The sequence below is a fragment of the Streptomyces sp. NBC_01750 genome (genome assembly GCF_035918095.1).
Classification (GTDB): Bacteria; Actinomycetota; Actinomycetes; order Streptomycetales; family Streptomycetaceae; genus Streptomyces.
The window spans coordinates 8,822,350-8,837,892 of record NZ_CP109137.1 but is presented as its reverse complement, the minus strand read 5'-3'; the positions used below and the strand labels follow the sequence as shown (position 1 = coordinate 8,837,892).

Below are 15,543 nucleotides of genomic sequence, written 5' to 3'. Positions count from 1 at the left end.
CGTTCTTCAGGCGCCGCTGTTCGGCCTTGCCGAAGTCCCGGATTTCCTGGGCTTCTTGCGTGAGAGTTCGCGGGGAGTGGCGCCACGGGCGAGCTTCGCGTTTTGGATGTGGTGGCGGGTGTCGTCGACAATCTCGGGGTTGGCCAGAGTGGTGACGTGGCCGACGTCGGCGAAGTTGGAGATCCCGGTGATCACCCGGCGCATGATCTTCCCCGAGCGGGTCTTGGGCGTGTCGGCGACGATCCACACGTTCCGGCGCAGCCGCGCGGCCTCGCGCATGTGCGCTTGACGGTGGCTGCACACTTCAACTGGGCGAGGAGTTCCGAAGGAACTCGTAGGTGGGCTTTCGAATCCGAGCATTGCGGTGCACTTTCTGGCGTACAGACGCCTCCGCAGCCCCCGGAGACTGCTGTCCGGCGGCAGCGTCACGTCCTGGCTGAAGATGGGTGTTGGACCCGATGGTCCGCGCTTGGGGCTGCGGGTAATGGTGGGGTTGAGGAACAACCCTACGGCTTCACCCGGCTGCTGGATCGAGGAGGGTCGCGCTGGGCTGGTGCTGGGTGTTCGTGGCCACGGCACGAACGGAGTCCGCGCCGATGACTACTCCAGGAGCCCGCCCGTATCTGTGTCCATATCCCGCACTCGTTCAGCCGGTCCGTAGCTGCGGGGTGAGTCCGCCGTGAGTGTCACGGCGTGGCTGACGGTCGCGGTGTTCGCGACCGTCTACGTGCTGATCGCGACGGAACGGGTGCATCGGGTCACCGCGGCGCTCGGGGCGCGGTGGCCCTGCGTCTGCTGGGGCGGCCTCTGACCGCCACCCGCACCTCCTGTGCTGTCCGTCCTACGGGGGCGGCCAGCCTCACCCGGTATCTGGGCGCGGTGGTTCCCACCACCGCACTTCACTGTTCCGCGTGCCGACGGCTGCCCAATTGCAGACACCTGCGACTTACCGCACTGGTGCTCCGTCGCCCGCCGGCCGAAGGTCCCTGGGGCTCCCCGCGCATCTGTGGGTGTGTCGCCGGTCAGCCGATGACTCCGCCGAGTGATACTTGATCAACTTTCAGTAGTCGATTCGGGGTGCACATGAAAGACGACCAGGTCACCTTCTACGCCCAGCTCTCCTTTGCGGGCGAGGCGCACACTTACGACCTTGGCGCCGACGAGAATCTCCATCCGGGCGAGCTCAACGACAAGTTCAAGTCGTTGAAGGTGGGCCAGCAGGCAAAGGTGCTCGCCTGGCAGCACGCCAACCAGACCGGCAAGTACCGGGAGTGGAATCTCGACCAGTCGGACATCACCGGCATCGGAGGTCTGTCGAGGTTCAAGGTCACCCGGGACACCACGCTGCCCATCGCGGTCCGGCTGGAAGACCTCACCGGTGGGCAGAACCGGCAGTACAGCCTGAAGGTGGACTCCTTTGAGGTGGGCCAGATCCTGGTCTATTCCGGGGACCTCGAGTACGGCCTGGTCGGCATCATGCCGGAGGACGGCCCGCCCGTGACCACAGCCATCTACGTCCGCGACGAGCAAAGCGGAAACTACGTCGCCACGGGATCCGTCTACTTCGCCTGGAACGGCACCACAAAGTCGGTCGATGTCGCCGACGAGACGAACTTCCCCGACAACATGAGGTACAAGCGGGACGGTCGCAACCAGTTCATCTTCGAACTGACGGCCGTTTAGCTTACGTTACCGTCCACTGCGGCCCCGCTGACGCAGGGCAGGTGGCGGGTTCCAGACTCGTTCCTGGATGTCGTAGGCGGTGACATGGAACTGCCCCGTTGTCGTCGCGTACTCGGCAGACGACGGCACTGAGCACGTCAGCAAGCTCGGGCGAGATGACCAGCAGACGTTCCGTGTCTGTCTTCGACGGGACGATGTGCAGCAGGGGAACCAGGGCAGCCGAAGTGGGCATGGCTGGAGAGCCGGGGTCAGGCCTTCTTGAGGAATTCGGTCTTGAGGACCAGACCCTTGACCTTCTTGGTGTTGCACTCGACCTCGCCGGGCTTGCTGGTGAGCCGGATGTTCTTCACCAGCGTTCCGCGCTTGAGGGTCTCGGAGGTCCCCTTCACCTTCAGGTCCTTGATCAGCGTCACGGAGTCGCCGTCCTGAAGCGGGGTTCCGTTGCTGTCCTTCACGATCACGTCGCTCATGCTGCTTCCCTGTCTGCTTTCGTTCCTGTGTGTATATCTCTTACCGCTAGCCTTGAACGGCCGGGTTCCCCGCGCCCGGCCAGTCGTCGCTGCACCATTCCCGCGCCGGGCTGCTCACGTCCTGGTGCGTGGCGAGGGCAGTGGCCAGATCACCGTGCACAGGGATGGGCGGGTGGCTGCCGTCGGGGACGAGGGAGCCGTCGGCGGGGATCGCTGCCAGCTCCAGGCGCCGTCCTTCGTCTGCGAGTTGGCGTGCTGCCTGGGCGACGGCCAGTTGGCCCCCGGCCGACCAGCCGCGGAGCCCGGTGAGGTCGAGGATGACCGGTCCCGTGCCGCGGGCCAGGGCCCAGCCGACGGCGCCGGTGAAGCGGGCCACGGCATCCGCGCCGAGGAATCCGGTCAGGGAGAGGACTCCGAGGTCCTGGTGTGTGGTGTAACGCCACTCGATGGTCATCGTCGCTCTCTCGTTCTCACAGGGGGAGGGTGATCCACACGCTTTTGCCGCGGCCGTCAGCGTCCGCGCGTACGACCGCGGTGCCGCCGAGGCCGAGGGTGAGCTCGACGACAGTGGCCAGACCCCCGCGGTGGCTGATATGGGCGTGCAGAAGGGCTGGCTGGTAGGGGTGGCGGTCGTGGACGGCGAACGCGAACGTGTCATGGCTCGCCGCGTAGATCACCGTGACGTTCGGGGAGAGCACGGCGGCGTGCCGCACGCTGTTGGTGACCAGCTCGCTCAGGATCAGCAACGCGGGATCGACCGTGGGGTGGCGCCGGCTGATGCCCCACTCCACCAGCACCTGTTCGGTGGTCTCGCGCGCTATCCGGACAGCGGACCCTATGGCGGGAACAGTCAGCACATGCCGGTAGGGCAGGCTCTCGAGCTGAGCGGCCATCAGGCACCCTCGTGGGCGAGGCGGAAGCCGGTCACCGTCTGCGGGCGGATCCGGACGAGGGTGTCGTGCGGGCCGTGGACCCAGCCGGGCAGCGTACGGCGGTAGTGGGCGGCCTCATCGGGGTCGGTGATCACCTCGGCCGGACCGGTCGCCGTCACCGTCCACCCGGTGCCGCCGGCCACGCGGATCTCGTCCGCGTGGTACGTGAGCGCGGCCCTCCCGGAAAGGGCTGCCGCCTGGGCCGGGGTGCGGACGATCAAGCGGCCGTACTGGAGGATGTGCACCGCCGGACGTATCACCGCGCTCTCGCGCTGGACGTACACGAGCCGTCCCTGGGCGGCACCTTCGAGCAGCCACAGGGCTTCGGTGCCGGACACCTCGACCATGCGACGGGAGACGGGGACGGTCATCGGGAAGCCTCTTCGGCGACGGGGGCGGGCGACTGCGCGGGAACGGCGGGCAGGACCCCGGCACCCTGCAGATGGGCGCGGGCACCGGCGATGGCCTCCGGGGTGGTCGCGTACTCCCGCCCCTCCAGCCGCAGAAGATCCAACGCGCCGACGGAGTCGAGGACGCGCCGCTGTCCGGGCCGTATCCCGGACGTCATCACCGCGATGCCGCGCCGGTTGAGCTTCTGCACGGCGTCCTTGAGGACCAGTGCACCGGTGGCGTCCATGGTCGTGATGCGCGACATGCGCAGGATGACGACACGGACGTCGGCGACCTCGCTCAGCTCCAGCAGGAAGCGGTGCGCGCCGGCGAAGAACAGCGGCCCGTCGATCCGGTAGGCCACGATGTGCTCGGCCAGCAGGGCGTGTTCCTCGTCGCTGTGCTCGCCGGGCAGGTCGGGCCGGAAGTCCACCTGATCCATCCGGGCCTGTTTGGCCACCGCCCGCAGGGCCAGTGCCCCGGCCACGACCAGGCCGATGATCACCGCGTAGACCAGGTCCAGGGCGAGCGTGGCGACGGCCGTCAGTACGAGCACGAGGGCATCGGATCGGGTCGCTCGGGCCATGGCGCGCAACGCGCCGACCTCGACCATGCGGATCGCGGTCGCCAGCAGCACGCCCGCGAGCGCGGCCAGGGGGATCTTGGAGACCAGCGGGGCGGCGGTGAAGACGATCACCGCGAGGACGGCGGCGTGAGCGAGCGCCGCGAGCCGCGAGCCCGCGCCGGTACGGACGTTGACCGCCGTACGGGCGATGGCGGCCGTCGCCGGGACCCCGCCGAACAGCGGCGCGGCCAGGTTCGCGATGCCCTGACCGAACAACTCCTTGTCCGGGTCGTGCTTCTGGCCCACCGTCATACCGTCCGCGACGGTGGCCGACAGCAGCGACTCCAGCGCCGCGAGCGCGGCCACGGCGACCGCCGGGGCCATCAGAGAACCGAGCGCCGACAGGTCGAGGAAGCCCAGCGACGGAGCGGGCAGCCCGGACGGCAGATCACCGATCGGCGCGGCAGCGTCCAGATGGAAGAGCTGTGCGACGAGGGTCGCGGCGATCACCGCGACGATCGAGAAGGGGACGGTCGGCCGCCAGCGCGCACCGAGGAGCATCACGACGGCGACACCGGCCGTGAGCGCGACGGCGGTCCAGTTCGGTGTGCGTACGAACGCTTCGACGGCCCGCCAGGTCACCACCAGGACCCGGTCGCCCTCGGGCTTGGCCACTCCGAGCGCGTTCGGGATCTGCTGAAGCCCGATCACGCACGCGATGCCGAGGGTGAAACCCTCCACCACCGGGGCCGGGATGTACTGCATGTACTTCCCGGCGCGCAGCAGGGCGAGTGCGATCAGGATCAGCCCGGCCAGCACTCCGACCGTCAGCACCCCGCCGGGCCCGTACTCGGCGACGATCGGCACCAGCACCACCGTCATGGCCCCGGTGGGGCCGGAAACCTGGAGATTGGAGCCGCCGAACAGCGCGGCGAGCGCACCGGCGACCACGGCGGTGGCAAGCCCCGCCTCCGCGCCGAGCCCGGAGGACACCCCGAAGCCCAGCGCGAGCGGCAGCGCCACGATCGCCACCGTGATGCCCGCCAGCAGATCGCGGCGTGGGTTGCGCGCCATGAGCAGGAAGTCGGCGCGGGCAGGCAGCAGGGAACGCACCCGGCCCACGGCCCAGGTGAAGACCGCACTCACTGCGCCGCGACCTCGGCTTCCCGCAACTCCGCCAGCAGCTCGTTCTGCCCGGCCAGCATCTCGGTGAGGATCCGCCGTGCGGCCCGCATCAGATCCGCGACATCCCCGCCCGCGAGCTCGTAGACCACGGTCGAGCCCTCCCGCGTTGACCTCACGATCCCCGACCGGCGCAGCACCGCCAGCTGCTGGGACAGGGCCGACGGCTCCACCTCGATCGATGCGAGCAGATCCCGCACCGGCATCGGCCCGTTCTGCAACAGCTCCAGGACCCGGATGCGCACCGGGTGCCCCAGCATCCGGAAGAACTCGGCCTTGGCCTGATACAGCGGAACCGGCACGATCGCGGACTCTCCTCATCACCCCGGGCACCGGGGTATCGCTTGGCGCTGTGCCCGCGGCTACCTACGGACACAGCCAACACAGCATGTATTGAATTGCAGAATTTTGCAATTCGTGGAGTGTTGCTCAAGGATGAAGGCGTCGCCCGCTGGGCTGCGACATTGTGCGAGGGAGGGGAAATCCATGGCCGGTGGGTCGATCTTGGCCCTGCCCCTTGCGCACCAACTGGCCTGTCGGTGAGGTACGGCAAGGGGCGCTGGCCCATCGTGTCCGCAGATTCTCCCGGAATTGCGTTGATGTCATCCCAACAGACTTGGGCGTGCTTCATCGACTCACGCTTCTGCAGCTCGCCTGTCCATGTGGTCAGTGTCGGCGGACCCGGCGCGCGGTTCCTGTACGGCGATGCCCCTCCGAGGAGTCGTCACGCCGGGGGCAAGGGGATGTGCGGACTCGGTCCAAGGCGGCAAGCAGGGCGTCTTCTTCGCCGTCGTAGACGATGGCGTCCTCGTCCGCGGCCGGAGGTTCGAAGCGTGCGAAGAAGTCGGCTAGTTCTAGCCGCGCTGGCTGGCCACCCCCCAGAGATCACCATGCCCAGGCACGGCAGCTCGCGCCTGGGATCCTCTAGCGGACAGACCACAAGAAGCCCCGCGAGACTGCGTGACCTCGGCCACACCAGCGGTACCGAAAGCGACACGATGAACGACATCGGCACGGAAGAGAGCCGGGCGACAACCCGCCGGCAAAGCGACACGGCACCGTGGGACACGATGAGTGCCGCGATACCGGACGCGCAGATGCTGGCCTGGGGGCAGACGTTGATGTTGCGCACGGTGGTGGTGCCGTCCGGGTTTTGGTCTTCGAGGCGGACGGCCCAGGCAGGCAGAGTCCAGTTGAATATGCCTTGCTTCTTCATACGGTCGTTCTGGGTGAGCAGCCAGTCGGTGGCCATGATGAGGCACTCCACGGGTGATCCAGGAAGCGGACAGTGGTGGTGTGCGGTGTAGGAGGCAGTCGGTGAGACAGTCCGGCTACGGGCCGGTGGGTGTCTCGGTGCCATACCAACGCCCAACCCCCAGACCAGAAGGGGGAGGGTGGGCTGCGCAACAATCCAGGACCAGCCCCCACGAACAAAAGTGGGGTGACACGCGGCGCAGAGGGCTGGTCTGGCAAGAACGATGGTGGCCCAGCAGGAAGTTAGCGCCGCAAGCGGCGCAGCCCCGGTCGGCCGGTGCCGGGTGGATGCGGCAGGGCCCGCCACTGCCGGTCTCGGCGTGGCGGGCCCACGGGTGGTGCGGGTGGTCAGCCTGTGGCCGATGCACAGGGTTGGACGCCTTGCGTTGCGTCACGATGGAGGGTGCACATCACTGTGCCAGTTACTGCTCAGGGTCGTGGTTGAACACGAACGTGGTGCCGCCTTTGACGCGCAGTGGTTTGTCGGCCGGTCCCTTGATCTTGAAGGGAATGACGTCCTCGCGGTGCTCATGGTGTTTCAGATCGTCGTCGTCGAGACGGTGGTGCAGGTGCGGATTGGTGCACGTGTTTCGGCGGTAGGGCGGTACCGGCCATCGGCACGACCACTGCACGGTGCGCCGTCCGTCGGATGCCGCCGCATCTCCGTCGGCCGCCTGCTTGGCCGGGCGTATGGGCGCGGCCAGATCGATGACGCGGACCACTCCGTCCCCAACTGTTTTGTGGCCCAGCCGCTTGGCTTTCGCCTTCGCCTTCTTCCGAGCTGCCGGAGGCAGGGTGTGCTCAGTCGTCTCCACCAGCTGCTGCCTGCCGGTCTGCTGCATGATCTGCCATGTGGTGTAGACGGTTGCGGCCCAGTGCTGCACGCTGCCGGGTGCCGGGTGGGCGTTGAACTTTTCGCCATCGGGGAGGAAGAACTCGTTGTGCCAGGCCATGGGCCCCCACAGGTCTGGGTTTCGGTGCTGGAACGCATGGTCGGCCTTCGTTGACTGACGGGCGGTGACAGCCTCACCCCAAGGGTCGACCGCGACCGGTGCGTCGGGGTCAACGTCGGTGTCGCCGGTCCTGGGTGCGTAGAACGTCATCCAGATCCCGCGCTCTTTCGGGGCGAGCGGTAGGAATCCGTGGGTGGCGCTGTTCCGGATCCAGGTCAGCGGCACGCCGTCGAGACTGGATTGATCGCCGTTCCACAGGGACCAGGAGGCGGCTACGATCGGTGTGTGGATCTCCACTTCCTGACCGCGGTTGGTGGTCCAGGTCGCGGTGTCCGACCCGATGGGATCTTTGAAGATCATGAGGCCGCTGGGGCTCGGAGCGCGCCGCGTGGTGATCTGCTCTCCCGGCGCGCTGGTGGCGGTCGTCGCGACGGCCAGGGCGGTCGTGTCCTCGCCGATGCTGTAGGACCGGGCCTCCTGAAGGCGCTGCGATTCGCAGAGCATCAGCGCCCGGGCAGCGAAGTCGGCTTGATCGATATGCGGGGGCAGGGCGGCGGTGGTTGGCATGAGAGTCCACGAGCCGCTGCGGATCGACGTCGCAAGGATCATCTGGCACAGGTTGGTGCGGGTGAACATCTCCTGACGCCGCTGCCACTCCAACACCGCACCCGGATGGGGTGCCTTCCAACCCGGCAGGGCAGCAGGTTTGTTGGGATTCGGCTGGGAGGGTCGGGCGGATCGGGGCATGGCGCAGCTCCTCATGAACGGAAGGGAGGGATGTGGCCTGGCCGCGTCGAAGAGTCGGTGCGCGAGCCGGGCAGGACTGCACCGTGGATGGAATGTGGACTAGTCCCGCAACTGCCTGTCGCAGACTGGCGACGGGAGGCGGCCCCAGAGGGCGACAACACGCTGTGGTTGCGGTCCTGGGGAACGCGACGGGGCCCGCCTCCGCCGATGACGGCAGAGACGGGCCCGAGAATCAGAGCGCTCGGGTCAGGCGCGCGGCAGGCGGCGGTACCGCTTCGCAATCCGGGTCAGGTACCGCGGATGCGGTCCTGCTGGCACGCGGTCGACGTCCGCGCGCTGGCGTGCGGGGTAAGGCGCGTGTGGGCCGTGAGGGGTGAGGGGGCGGCCCGGCCGTAGGTTGCAGTCTGCGGCCCGGCCGGCTCCGACTGGTACTCGGTCGCTTGAGAGCCGGCAAGATGCGCGCACACCAGCCCCACGACTTACAACTTCACGATGCACACCGCTCCGCTCAGTGATCGGTAGAGGGCGACTCTGCCGAGGTGTGCAGCAGCAGGTCGCGCAGTGCCGTGGCGGTGTCCGACGGCTCGGTGGGGGTGAGGACGGCCTGGTCGGCGGTGGTCGAACGGCCGGTGATGGGGATGATGCGCAGGCCGGGTGGCTGGTGGTCGAGTGCGGATTCGACGGTGATGCTGATGCCCGTTCCCGCGGCGACATGAGCGGCGATGGCGTGCACGCTGTCGGCGATTCTGATGATGCGCAGGTCGGCCCGGTGCGCCGAACCTTCTGATCCGTAGCTCCAGCCGGATCGGTCAGCGACGGTCATACCTGTCGCTTCGGAGCCCCAGAGGGACGGTAGGGGACGGGGACGGTTGCTGGGGTTGCGGTACGGCACTGCTGTACAGCTACGTTTCTACCGTGGACGTTAACGAGTTTCTGTCACGACCGCTGGTTGCGAGGGTAGCGACCAACGGTCCTGAAGTTCGGCCCGTGTGGTTCATCTGGGAGGAGGGTGCCTTCTGGTGGCTGACCGGTTCCTACTCCCGGATGGAGCAGATGCTTGCCGAGGACCCGCGTGCGGCGCTGGTCGTCGACACCTGCGAGCTGGCGACAAGCGAAGTGTTTGCTGTGACTTGCCAGGGCACGGCGCAGATAGTGTCGCTTGACCGAGCCAGGGCGGTGCGGAAGTTGACCCGGTACCTCGGCCCTGAGCACCTATGGCCAGTGCGTTTCTCCGCTCCACTGGATGACCCCGCAACGAAGATGGTTCGGTTCACACCCGACCGCCCGCTTCGACTACGAGACCGATCCTGGTGACCACACAGAAAGACAGCAGGCAGACTTCAGTGCCTGAATCCGGACTGATCTCTGGCTCAGTGCTTGAAAGCCCCAGTGCGGGAGATCGCGCATGCCTGCTGAGCTGCGGGGCGCTGCCTGCGTGTCTCCTGGCTTGTCGCCGTGATTCGCCGTTACTCGCCCGTGGCAACCGGCCGTTTGGGGACGTGAAGGGCACGCACGACACCCCTCACTGGTCAACCTCACCGAGCCAGCCTTCGGGGAATAGCGGCGCAGGTATCAGTACGGCGAAAGCGATCTGAGCCATGACCTGGAACACGAGCGGCTCCGACGCGCTGCTTGCCAACAGGGGCCACACGCAAAGCATCAGCGGGAGGGTAAGCAATACGCGGAAGCGGACCACGTCCATACGGTTGTGCACCCATACCGCGAAAACAGCGATGAGCACGGTAGGTATCCCGATGATCAGCAGCAGGGCCATGCCGGTCGCCATGATCTCTAGAAAGGTGTCGTCCCACCAGACCGTCTGCGAGATGGCCACCCATGCTGCGGTGTGGAGGAGCACGTACGTCAGCACGCATCGCCCGATCCGTCCCAGCACCCGCCCGAGTCTGCGAGCGACGCCCTGCTTCGTTGACATCCGTACCCCCACGAACCACACCGCGCAGCATTTGAACGCGTTCAACATAGTCCGTGGGTGGCCTGCATGGCGAGGGGTGCCGTAACCGCAACGGCCACTCGGAGGCGTGAGGGGCCATGATCTCTCGCCCCATGGCAGCTCCGGCCCAAAGCCGCTACACCGACCTGTGGCCGGATGCGAGGACGCGGCGGGCTGGATCTCGCCGGGTGCGCACGCGGGGAGCCAGAGCAAGGCATGACCGGCCGGCCACCGGTGTTGGAGGTGTGGCCAGCCGGCGAGCTCGGGCTCGTGGTGCGCAGGGCAGCGCCCGCCCTCGGGCTGGCGCCGTCGATCGGCATGGTTGACCTGTGGCAGTGCACCCGCGCCGGGCAGCCGTAATCAGCCGCAGTGAACGCCTCGCTTGTTCACGCTGTAGTGGGCGCGGCCAGCGGAGACGTCGCCGACCACTGTGATGCAGGAGTGCGGCGCCTTCACGTATACCGGGCCTGCCCACTTGCGGTAGTTTTCCCAAGAGTTGTAGCCGTCGGAGTGCCCACGCTTGTACGCCGGGCTGTACAGCCCGACACCGATCTTCCTGGCCGTGCTGCGCAGCTCGGGAACCGGCTTGGCTATCGCACAATTGTGCCGGGTTTGTTTGCTGTAGTACACATATACGTATCCGCCCGTTCGAGGTCCCCCGGTCCCCGAGTCGCGGGTCATGGCGTGCTTGCCGACATAGGCATAGCCGGACCCACAGAGCGACGTGGCGGCGTTGGCAGCGGGGGCGATGGCGATGCTGCCTGCAACCCCCGCGATCCCAACGGTGGCAGCGGTGAGAACTCGGCGTAGCTTGGGCATGAGGTCAAACTCCCTCTGTGGTGGGCTTGGCCGAATGACCTGGGCTAGCCGAGCCTCCACCTCGGCCGGACCCGTGCGCCGAGATGACGCTGTGCTGTCCCGTTGGGTGGAGCTGTGATCACAAGGGAGGTCCCGCCAGGCGGGACTGACTATGCATCGATGAGAGCGCGGGTTGCTCCGACCGGTTGGAGCCGATGCCCCGTTAAGGGTTTGCCTGTCTCGCCCGGCTCCTTAGCCTCGATCCACCGAGTGACCCGCGTCCTGTGGATAAGGAATCAAGAAGAGGTGCCTGCTGACCTGCGATGATGGGAGTTCTGACGCTTCCAGCACGCACAATCAGCAAGGCACCTCGTAGATGAAAGTTTCCCATACTCCGGCGGCGGTCTCCGCTGCGTTCGACGACCCGAATCTGATCGCGCATGCCGGGCTGGTCCCGGTGATGCAGCTGGCCGAGCGGTGCGGGCTGGCCCGTCTGGTGGCGGAGAAGGTGAAGCTGACCGGAGCGAAGAACGGCGCGGGTGCCGGGCCGGATGCCAAGGTCACCAGCATCGTGGCCGGGATGGCCGCCGGTGCGGACAGCATCGACGACCTTCACGTCCTGCGCCACGGCGCGATGCCCGTGTTGTTCGCAGGCGTCCGTGCGCCCTCCACGCTGGGCAGCTTCCTGCGCGCGTTCACCCACGGTCACGCACTCCAGCTCCACGCGGTGCACCGCAGGTTCCTGGCCGCTTTGGCCTCGCACACGCCGCTGCTGCCCGGCGCAGGCGAGAAGGCGTTCATCGATGTCGACTCCACCCACAAACGGGTCTACGGCCGGACCAAGCAGGGCGCCGAGTACGGCCGGTTCAAGGGCGTCCGCACCCTGCACCCGCTGCTGGCCACGATCTGCACCCCCGCCTCGCGGCCGGTGATCGCCACCGTGCGGATGCGCCGCGGGAAGGCAGCCGACTCACGCGGCGCCCCGAAACTGGTCAGTGAGGCGCTGGCCACCGCCGTCGAGGTCGGCTGCACCGGCCTGCGGATCCTGCGGGCAGATTCACAGTTCTACAACGCCGGTGTAATCGCCGCCTGCCGCCGGACCGGGGCCCGCTTCTCCATCACCTGCGGCATGAACCCCTCCATCAAGCGGGCCGTCCTCGGCATTCCGGACGAGGCATGGCAGCAGATCACCTATCCCACCGCGGTGCCCGACCCCGACACCGGCGAGCTCATCTCCGGCGCCGAAGTCGCCGAGATACCCGCCTACACCGCCTTCACCGGCCGCAAGAAGAGCGAGCGGGTCACGGCCCGGCTGATCGTGCGCCGGGTCCGGGACCTGGCCGAACCCGCCGTCGTGGGTGAACAGGGCGAGCTGTTCCCCCTCTGGCGCTACCACCCGTTCTTCACCGACAACCCCGCCCCGACCCTCCAGTCAGAACGGGAACACCGTCACCACGCCGTCGTCGAGCAGGTCATCGCCGACAGCAAAGCCGCAGCTCTGGCCCACCTGCCGTCCGGACACTTCCACGCCAACTCCGCCTGGCTGACCCTGTGGGCGATGACCTACAACCTGCTGCGGGCCACCGGTGCTCTGACCTCCGCCTTCCACGCCAAGGCCACCACCGCCACCCTCCGCGCCCACCTGATCCACGTTCCCGCCCGGACCGCCCGCTCCGCACGGCGCGTCACCCTGCACCTACCGAACAACTGGCCCTGGCAGCACGCCTGGACACACCTCTTCGACACCGTCCACGGCCCAGCCGGCTGACACGAACGTCCCTGCCCACCCCGCCCGCAAGGGCCCAACCGGAACCGAACACGTGGAAACGCTGGGCAGACCAGCAGCTACAAGGTGCCCAATCCAACGGCCGTCCCCCGACCTCAGCCAGAAGATCACCCTCAGCCCACATCGGTGGATCGAGGCTAAGGGCGTGTTTCTAAGCCCCGGTTCTGAGTAGCCTGGGGTCCTACGCTGGCGTGGTGTCCGAGGGCGCCGGTCGGGCCGGGGAGAGGATCTGCCGGGGGTGCGGGGAACGGCTGAGGCCGAGTGCCCGGCCCGGGGCGGAGTTCTGTTCGTCGGTGTGTCGGTCCAGGCAGTGGCGTCGGGAACGGCGGTTGCGTCAGCGTCTGGCGGCGGTTCGGGACGGTACGGGCGAGGTGGAGTGCCCGGAGTGCGGGGCCCGCTGGGTGGCCGGTGTCGACCGCCGCTCGGATGCGGTGTTCTGCTCGCCGCGCTGCAAGATGAGGGCTTGGAGGCACCGGGCGGAACCGTTCGGCGAACGGTCACAGTAACCGCTGGGCGAACGCATCCCGGGTCCAACTTCGGTCGCCGTCCGGTCATTTGCGGTCATTCATTGTGATCTTAGGATTTTCGGTCTGACTCTCAGCTTGGAAGCGGGCCCTGTCCCGTCGCGGCCCCAAGAGCCGTGCCCTGGCCCGCAGTTGGTGGTGAGACACCATGACCGAAGTGGCAGAGAAGGTCGGGAGCGTCAGCCAGTCCCGTTACGAACAGATCGTTGCCGAGCTGCGGGATGTGGTCGAACAGCAGACGCGCGGGCAGTTCACGATCGGTGACCGTGCTCTGGAGATTGAGCCGATGCGGCAGCGGGGCGGCCCGATCGCGGAGCCGGAGTGGACGGTCGAGGCGTCGATGAAGAGGCTGGCCGACGACATCGGGCTGTCGGTCGCCACGGTGAAGACCACGAGGTGGGTGGCCTCCCGCTGGCCGAAGGAACACCGCAGTCCGAAGACGGCGTCGTACACGGTCCACCGGGCCCTGGCGAACATCGAAGACGGGCGGAACGTTTCGCGGCGATCGGGACTCCGCCGGAGGGCAAGGCCCGGTGGACCACGGACGACGCGAGCCGGCGGGTGGGGCAGCAGGTCGAGACCCCGATCACGCCGCAGGAGAAGGTCACCGCGATCCATTCGCTGGCCCAGGACGAAGAGGTCGCCGCGGCGGTCACCACCGACTTCCTCAAGCGTCCGCAGGTCGCGGCCAAAGTGTCGGCGGAGGACAAGGTCCGGGCGGTGGAGGAGTTCACGCGGGACGAGTCGGTCGCGGCGACGGCCGCGACGAGCCTGCTGCGCAGGCCGGACGTCGCGTTCAAGGCGATGAGCGACGACACCGCTCGCTTCCAGGTCAACCATGCCCAGGTCGAACGCGGTCGGCAAGCCCGTGAGGACTTCGACCGCACCAGCCCCGTCGCCCCGGCTGTCCGCGCGATCGACCGGTCGGTGGAGTTCCTGGACCTGGTCACCGCCTGCCACTCCTTCGTGGCGGCGGCCGGCCGGACCGTCCCGGGCCTGCGGGATCGCACCCTGAACGACGACGAACGCACGATCGTGCACGAGAACGTCGCCCGGGTGAGGGCGACGCTGGACTGGATCGAGACGGCCGTCGACACCGGCAAGGTCGACGTCGACGACGAACTGGCCCGTCTGCTCAAGGGCGAATGAGGATGCCCCGCGCCTCACGGCGACGGGGCGATGCCGCCAGACGCCACGCGGACACCCTGCGATTCGTGCTGTTCGAGGCAAGACCTGCCGGCCTTGAGTTCCATCAGCTGGTACGCGCCAGCGACCTGTCCGCCAGTCAGGTCCGTTCCGGGCTCGCGGCCTTGAAGGACCAGGCCGCGGAGAAGGGCTGGCCCCCGCTGACCCGGACCCGGCAGGCGGGCTACCAGCTCGGAGCCGAGCGGCCGGTGCTGGAGGCATACGAACGGGCGGTGGTCAGGGAGAAGCTGACCGAGTTCCGCCGGTTCATCACCGGCACCGTCGCCCCGCACGCCGCCGCCCACCCCGGCGACAAGTGGGTCAAGCACATCGTCGCCCAGCTCAACTCCATCGAGTCCACCCTCGACCTCATCAACAGCTCCTGACCTGCGGCGGTCCGCCCGGACGGCGGGCGGACCGCCGCACAGCTCGAAGGCCCTCGCCATGCGCTCTCGCCGCTACCCCTCGGACACCACCAACGCCGAATGGGCCCTGCTCGAAGGGCTGTTACCCACCCCGGCCTGCGAGACCAGCAAGGGCGGTCGGCCGGAGAGGCACCCCCGCCGCGAGATCGTCGACGCGATCCGATACGTCGTCGATACGGGCTGCAAGTGGCGGGCTCTGCCTGCGGATTTCCCGCCCTGGCGCACGGTCTGGGGGTTCATGGCCCGCTGGGCAGCCGCCGGGATCGTCGGCCAGATCCGTGACCACCTCGCCGGCCGGATCCGCAGGGACATGGGCAAAGGGCCCCGCGCGGTGGCCACCGTGATCGACTCCCAGAGCGTCAAGGCGGCCGAGACCGTCTCCAAGGCCACCCGCGGCTACGACGCGGGCAAGAAAATCAACGGCCGCAAGCGCCATCTGGTCGTCGACACCCGCGGCCTTCCCCTCATGGTCATGGTCACCCCCGCCGACCTGCACGACGCCGCAGCCGCGAAGGAAGTCCTGTTCCGCCTGCGCCTGATGCACCCCGAGATCACGATCGTGTGGGCCGACTCTGCCTATGCTGGGAAGCTCGTCGACTGGGCGAAACAGCACCTCAACCTCACCATCAAGCCTGTCAGCCGTCCCAAGGACGCCTCCGGCTTCGTCGTGCTGCCCCGCCGCTGGGTCGTCGAGATCT

The 15,543-nt window shown here is 67.8% G+C and carries 16 protein-coding genes and 3 pseudogenes; 7 read left to right on the top strand and 12 right to left on the bottom strand.

From position 1 onward, the window contains the following. Positions 1-6: 6 nt before the first annotated feature. On the bottom strand, positions 7-279 hold the full coding sequence (locus tag OG966_RS39875) for a hypothetical protein (RefSeq protein WP_326655006.1): 273 nt from the start codon (positions 277-279) through the stop codon (positions 7-9). 400 nt (positions 280-679) lie between these two features. Between OG966_RS39875 and OG966_RS39870 the strand changes: the two genes are divergently transcribed. Next, positions 680-811 carry a hypothetical protein gene (locus OG966_RS39870; protein WP_326655005.1) on the top strand — a complete coding sequence of 44 codons (132 nt, stop codon included), beginning with the start codon at positions 680-682 and terminating at the stop codon, positions 809-811. A gap of 272 nt (positions 812-1,083) precedes the next feature. After that, the gene (locus OG966_RS39865; RefSeq protein ID WP_326655004.1) at positions 1,084-1,683 is read left to right on the top strand and encodes a beta/gamma crystallin domain-containing protein; all 600 of its coding nucleotides are present in this window, start codon (positions 1,084-1,086) and stop codon (positions 1,681-1,683) included. 248 nt (positions 1,684-1,931) lie between these two features. On the opposite strand, the gene OG966_RS39860 is transcribed toward OG966_RS39865, so the two are convergent. The 9 genes and pseudogenes from OG966_RS39860 to OG966_RS39820 form a co-directional block, all read right to left on the bottom strand. Then, positions 1,932-2,153 (bottom strand): alkylphosphonate utilization protein, encoded by a 222-nt coding sequence (locus OG966_RS39860; protein ID WP_326655003.1) that lies wholly within the window; start codon positions 2,151-2,153, stop codon positions 1,932-1,934. 46 nt (positions 2,154-2,199) lie between these two features. Continuing rightward, entirely contained in the window at positions 2,200-2,607 is a 408-nt protein-coding gene (locus tag OG966_RS39855) for an STAS domain-containing protein (protein ID WP_326655002.1), read from the bottom strand. 16 nt (positions 2,608-2,623) lie between these two features. Continuing rightward, a complete protein-coding gene (locus OG966_RS39850; RefSeq protein WP_326655001.1) occupies positions 2,624-3,046 on the bottom strand; it encodes an ATP-binding protein in 423 nt (140 codons plus the stop codon). Beyond that, positions 3,046-3,456, bottom strand: coding sequence for a pyridoxamine 5'-phosphate oxidase family protein (locus tag OG966_RS39845; RefSeq protein WP_326655000.1), 411 nt, complete (start codon positions 3,454-3,456; stop codon positions 3,046-3,048). Before OG966_RS39845 ends, OG966_RS39850 begins: the two co-directional genes overlap by 1 nt. After that, positions 3,453-5,114 carry a SulP family inorganic anion transporter gene (locus OG966_RS39840; protein ID WP_326655550.1) on the bottom strand — a complete coding sequence of 554 codons (1,662 nt, stop codon included), beginning with the start codon at positions 5,112-5,114 and terminating at the stop codon, positions 3,453-3,455. Before OG966_RS39840 ends, OG966_RS39845 begins: the two co-directional genes overlap by 4 nt. Positions 5,115-5,182: 68 nt before the next feature. Further along, positions 5,183-5,524: an ArsR/SmtB family transcription factor gene (locus OG966_RS39835; protein WP_326654999.1), complete on the bottom strand. Its 342-nt coding sequence runs from the start codon at positions 5,522-5,524 to the stop codon at positions 5,183-5,185. A 787-nt stretch (positions 5,525-6,311) separates the two neighbouring features. Continuing rightward, positions 6,312-6,474: pseudogene (locus OG966_RS41085) on the bottom strand (GP88 family protein); the annotation flags it as partial. A 424-nt stretch (positions 6,475-6,898) separates the two neighbouring features. Then, positions 6,899-8,065, bottom strand: a complete 1,167-nt coding sequence (locus tag OG966_RS39825; RefSeq protein WP_326654997.1) for a hypothetical protein — start codon at positions 8,063-8,065, stop codon at positions 6,899-6,901. 619 nt (positions 8,066-8,684) lie between these two features. After that, positions 8,685-8,999: a LysR substrate-binding domain-containing protein gene (locus OG966_RS39820; RefSeq protein ID WP_326654996.1), complete on the bottom strand. Its 315-nt coding sequence runs from the start codon at positions 8,997-8,999 to the stop codon at positions 8,685-8,687. Between the two features lie 92 nt (positions 9,000-9,091). Here OG966_RS39820 and OG966_RS39815 point away from each other — a divergent pair, with 92 nt between their 5' ends. Beyond that, positions 9,092-9,490, top strand: a complete 399-nt coding sequence (locus tag OG966_RS39815) for a pyridoxamine 5'-phosphate oxidase family protein (protein WP_326654995.1) — start codon at positions 9,092-9,094, stop codon at positions 9,488-9,490. A gap of 208 nt (positions 9,491-9,698) precedes the next feature. Here the strand turns inward: OG966_RS39815 and OG966_RS39810 are convergent, their stop codons facing one another. After that, complete coding sequence (locus tag OG966_RS39810; protein ID WP_326654993.1) at positions 9,699-10,046, bottom strand: hypothetical protein; 348 nt, start codon at positions 10,044-10,046, stop codon at positions 9,699-9,701. A 441-nt stretch (positions 10,047-10,487) separates the two neighbouring features. Further along, a complete protein-coding gene (locus OG966_RS39805) occupies positions 10,488-10,946 on the bottom strand; it encodes a hypothetical protein (protein WP_326654992.1) in 459 nt (152 codons plus the stop codon). A gap of 355 nt (positions 10,947-11,301) precedes the next feature. Here OG966_RS39805 and OG966_RS39800 point away from each other — a divergent pair, with 355 nt between their 5' ends. The 4 genes and pseudogenes from OG966_RS39800 to OG966_RS39785 all read left to right on the top strand — a co-directional run. Next, positions 11,302-12,693, top strand: coding sequence for an IS1380 family transposase (locus OG966_RS39800; protein WP_326652221.1), 1,392 nt, complete (start codon positions 11,302-11,304; stop codon positions 12,691-12,693). A gap of 690 nt (positions 12,694-13,383) precedes the next feature. Further along, positions 13,384-14,384 (top strand): annotated as a pseudogene (locus OG966_RS39795) (DUF6192 family protein). Positions 14,385-14,386: 2 nt separating this feature from the next. Beyond that, positions 14,387-14,806 carry a RacP protein gene (locus OG966_RS39790; protein ID WP_326654990.1) on the top strand — a complete coding sequence of 140 codons (420 nt, stop codon included), beginning with the start codon at positions 14,387-14,389 and terminating at the stop codon, positions 14,804-14,806. A gap of 58 nt (positions 14,807-14,864) precedes the next feature. Beyond that, positions 14,865-15,539: pseudogene (locus tag OG966_RS39785) on the top strand (IS5 family transposase); the annotation flags it as partial. Positions 15,540-15,543: the final 4 nt, after the last annotated feature.

Bases quoted from the DNA above. Each gene is read 5' to 3' on its own strand.
- OG966_RS39800 (WP_326652221.1), top strand. From the start codon at position 11,302: ATGAAAGTTTCCCATACTCCGGCGGCGGTCTCCGCTGCGTTCGACGAC.
- OG966_RS39790 (WP_326654990.1), top strand. From the start codon at position 14,387: ATGCCCCGCGCCTCACGGCGACGGGGCGATGCCGCCAGACGCCACGCG.
- OG966_RS39805 (WP_326654992.1), bottom strand. From the start codon at position 10,946: ATGCCCAAGCTACGCCGAGTTCTCACCGCTGCCACCGTTGGGATCGCG.
- OG966_RS39860 (WP_326655003.1), bottom strand. From the start codon at position 2,153: ATGAGCGACGTGATCGTGAAGGACAGCAACGGAACCCCGCTTCAGGAC.
- OG966_RS39850 (WP_326655001.1), bottom strand. From the start codon at position 3,046: ATGGCCGCTCAGCTCGAGAGCCTGCCCTACCGGCATGTGCTGACTGTT.
- OG966_RS39820 (WP_326654996.1), bottom strand. From the start codon at position 8,999: ATGACCGTCGCTGACCGATCCGGCTGGAGCTACGGATCAGAAGGTTCG.
- OG966_RS39855 (WP_326655002.1), bottom strand. From the start codon at position 2,607: ATGACCATCGAGTGGCGTTACACCACACACCAGGACCTCGGAGTCCTC.
- OG966_RS39845 (WP_326655000.1), bottom strand. From the start codon at position 3,456: ATGACCGTCCCCGTCTCCCGTCGCATGGTCGAGGTGTCCGGCACCGAA.
- OG966_RS39875 (WP_326655006.1), bottom strand. From the start codon at position 279: ATGCGCGAGGCCGCGCGGCTGCGCCGGAACGTGTGGATCGTCGCCGAC.
- OG966_RS39865 (WP_326655004.1), top strand. From the start codon at position 1,084: ATGAAAGACGACCAGGTCACCTTCTACGCCCAGCTCTCCTTTGCGGGC.
- OG966_RS39825 (WP_326654997.1), bottom strand. From the start codon at position 8,065: ATGTTCACCCGCACCAACCTGTGCCAGATGATCCTTGCGACGTCGATC.
- OG966_RS39840 (WP_326655550.1), bottom strand. From the start codon at position 5,114: ATGGCGCGCAACCCACGCCGCGATCTGCTGGCGGGCATCACGGTGGCG.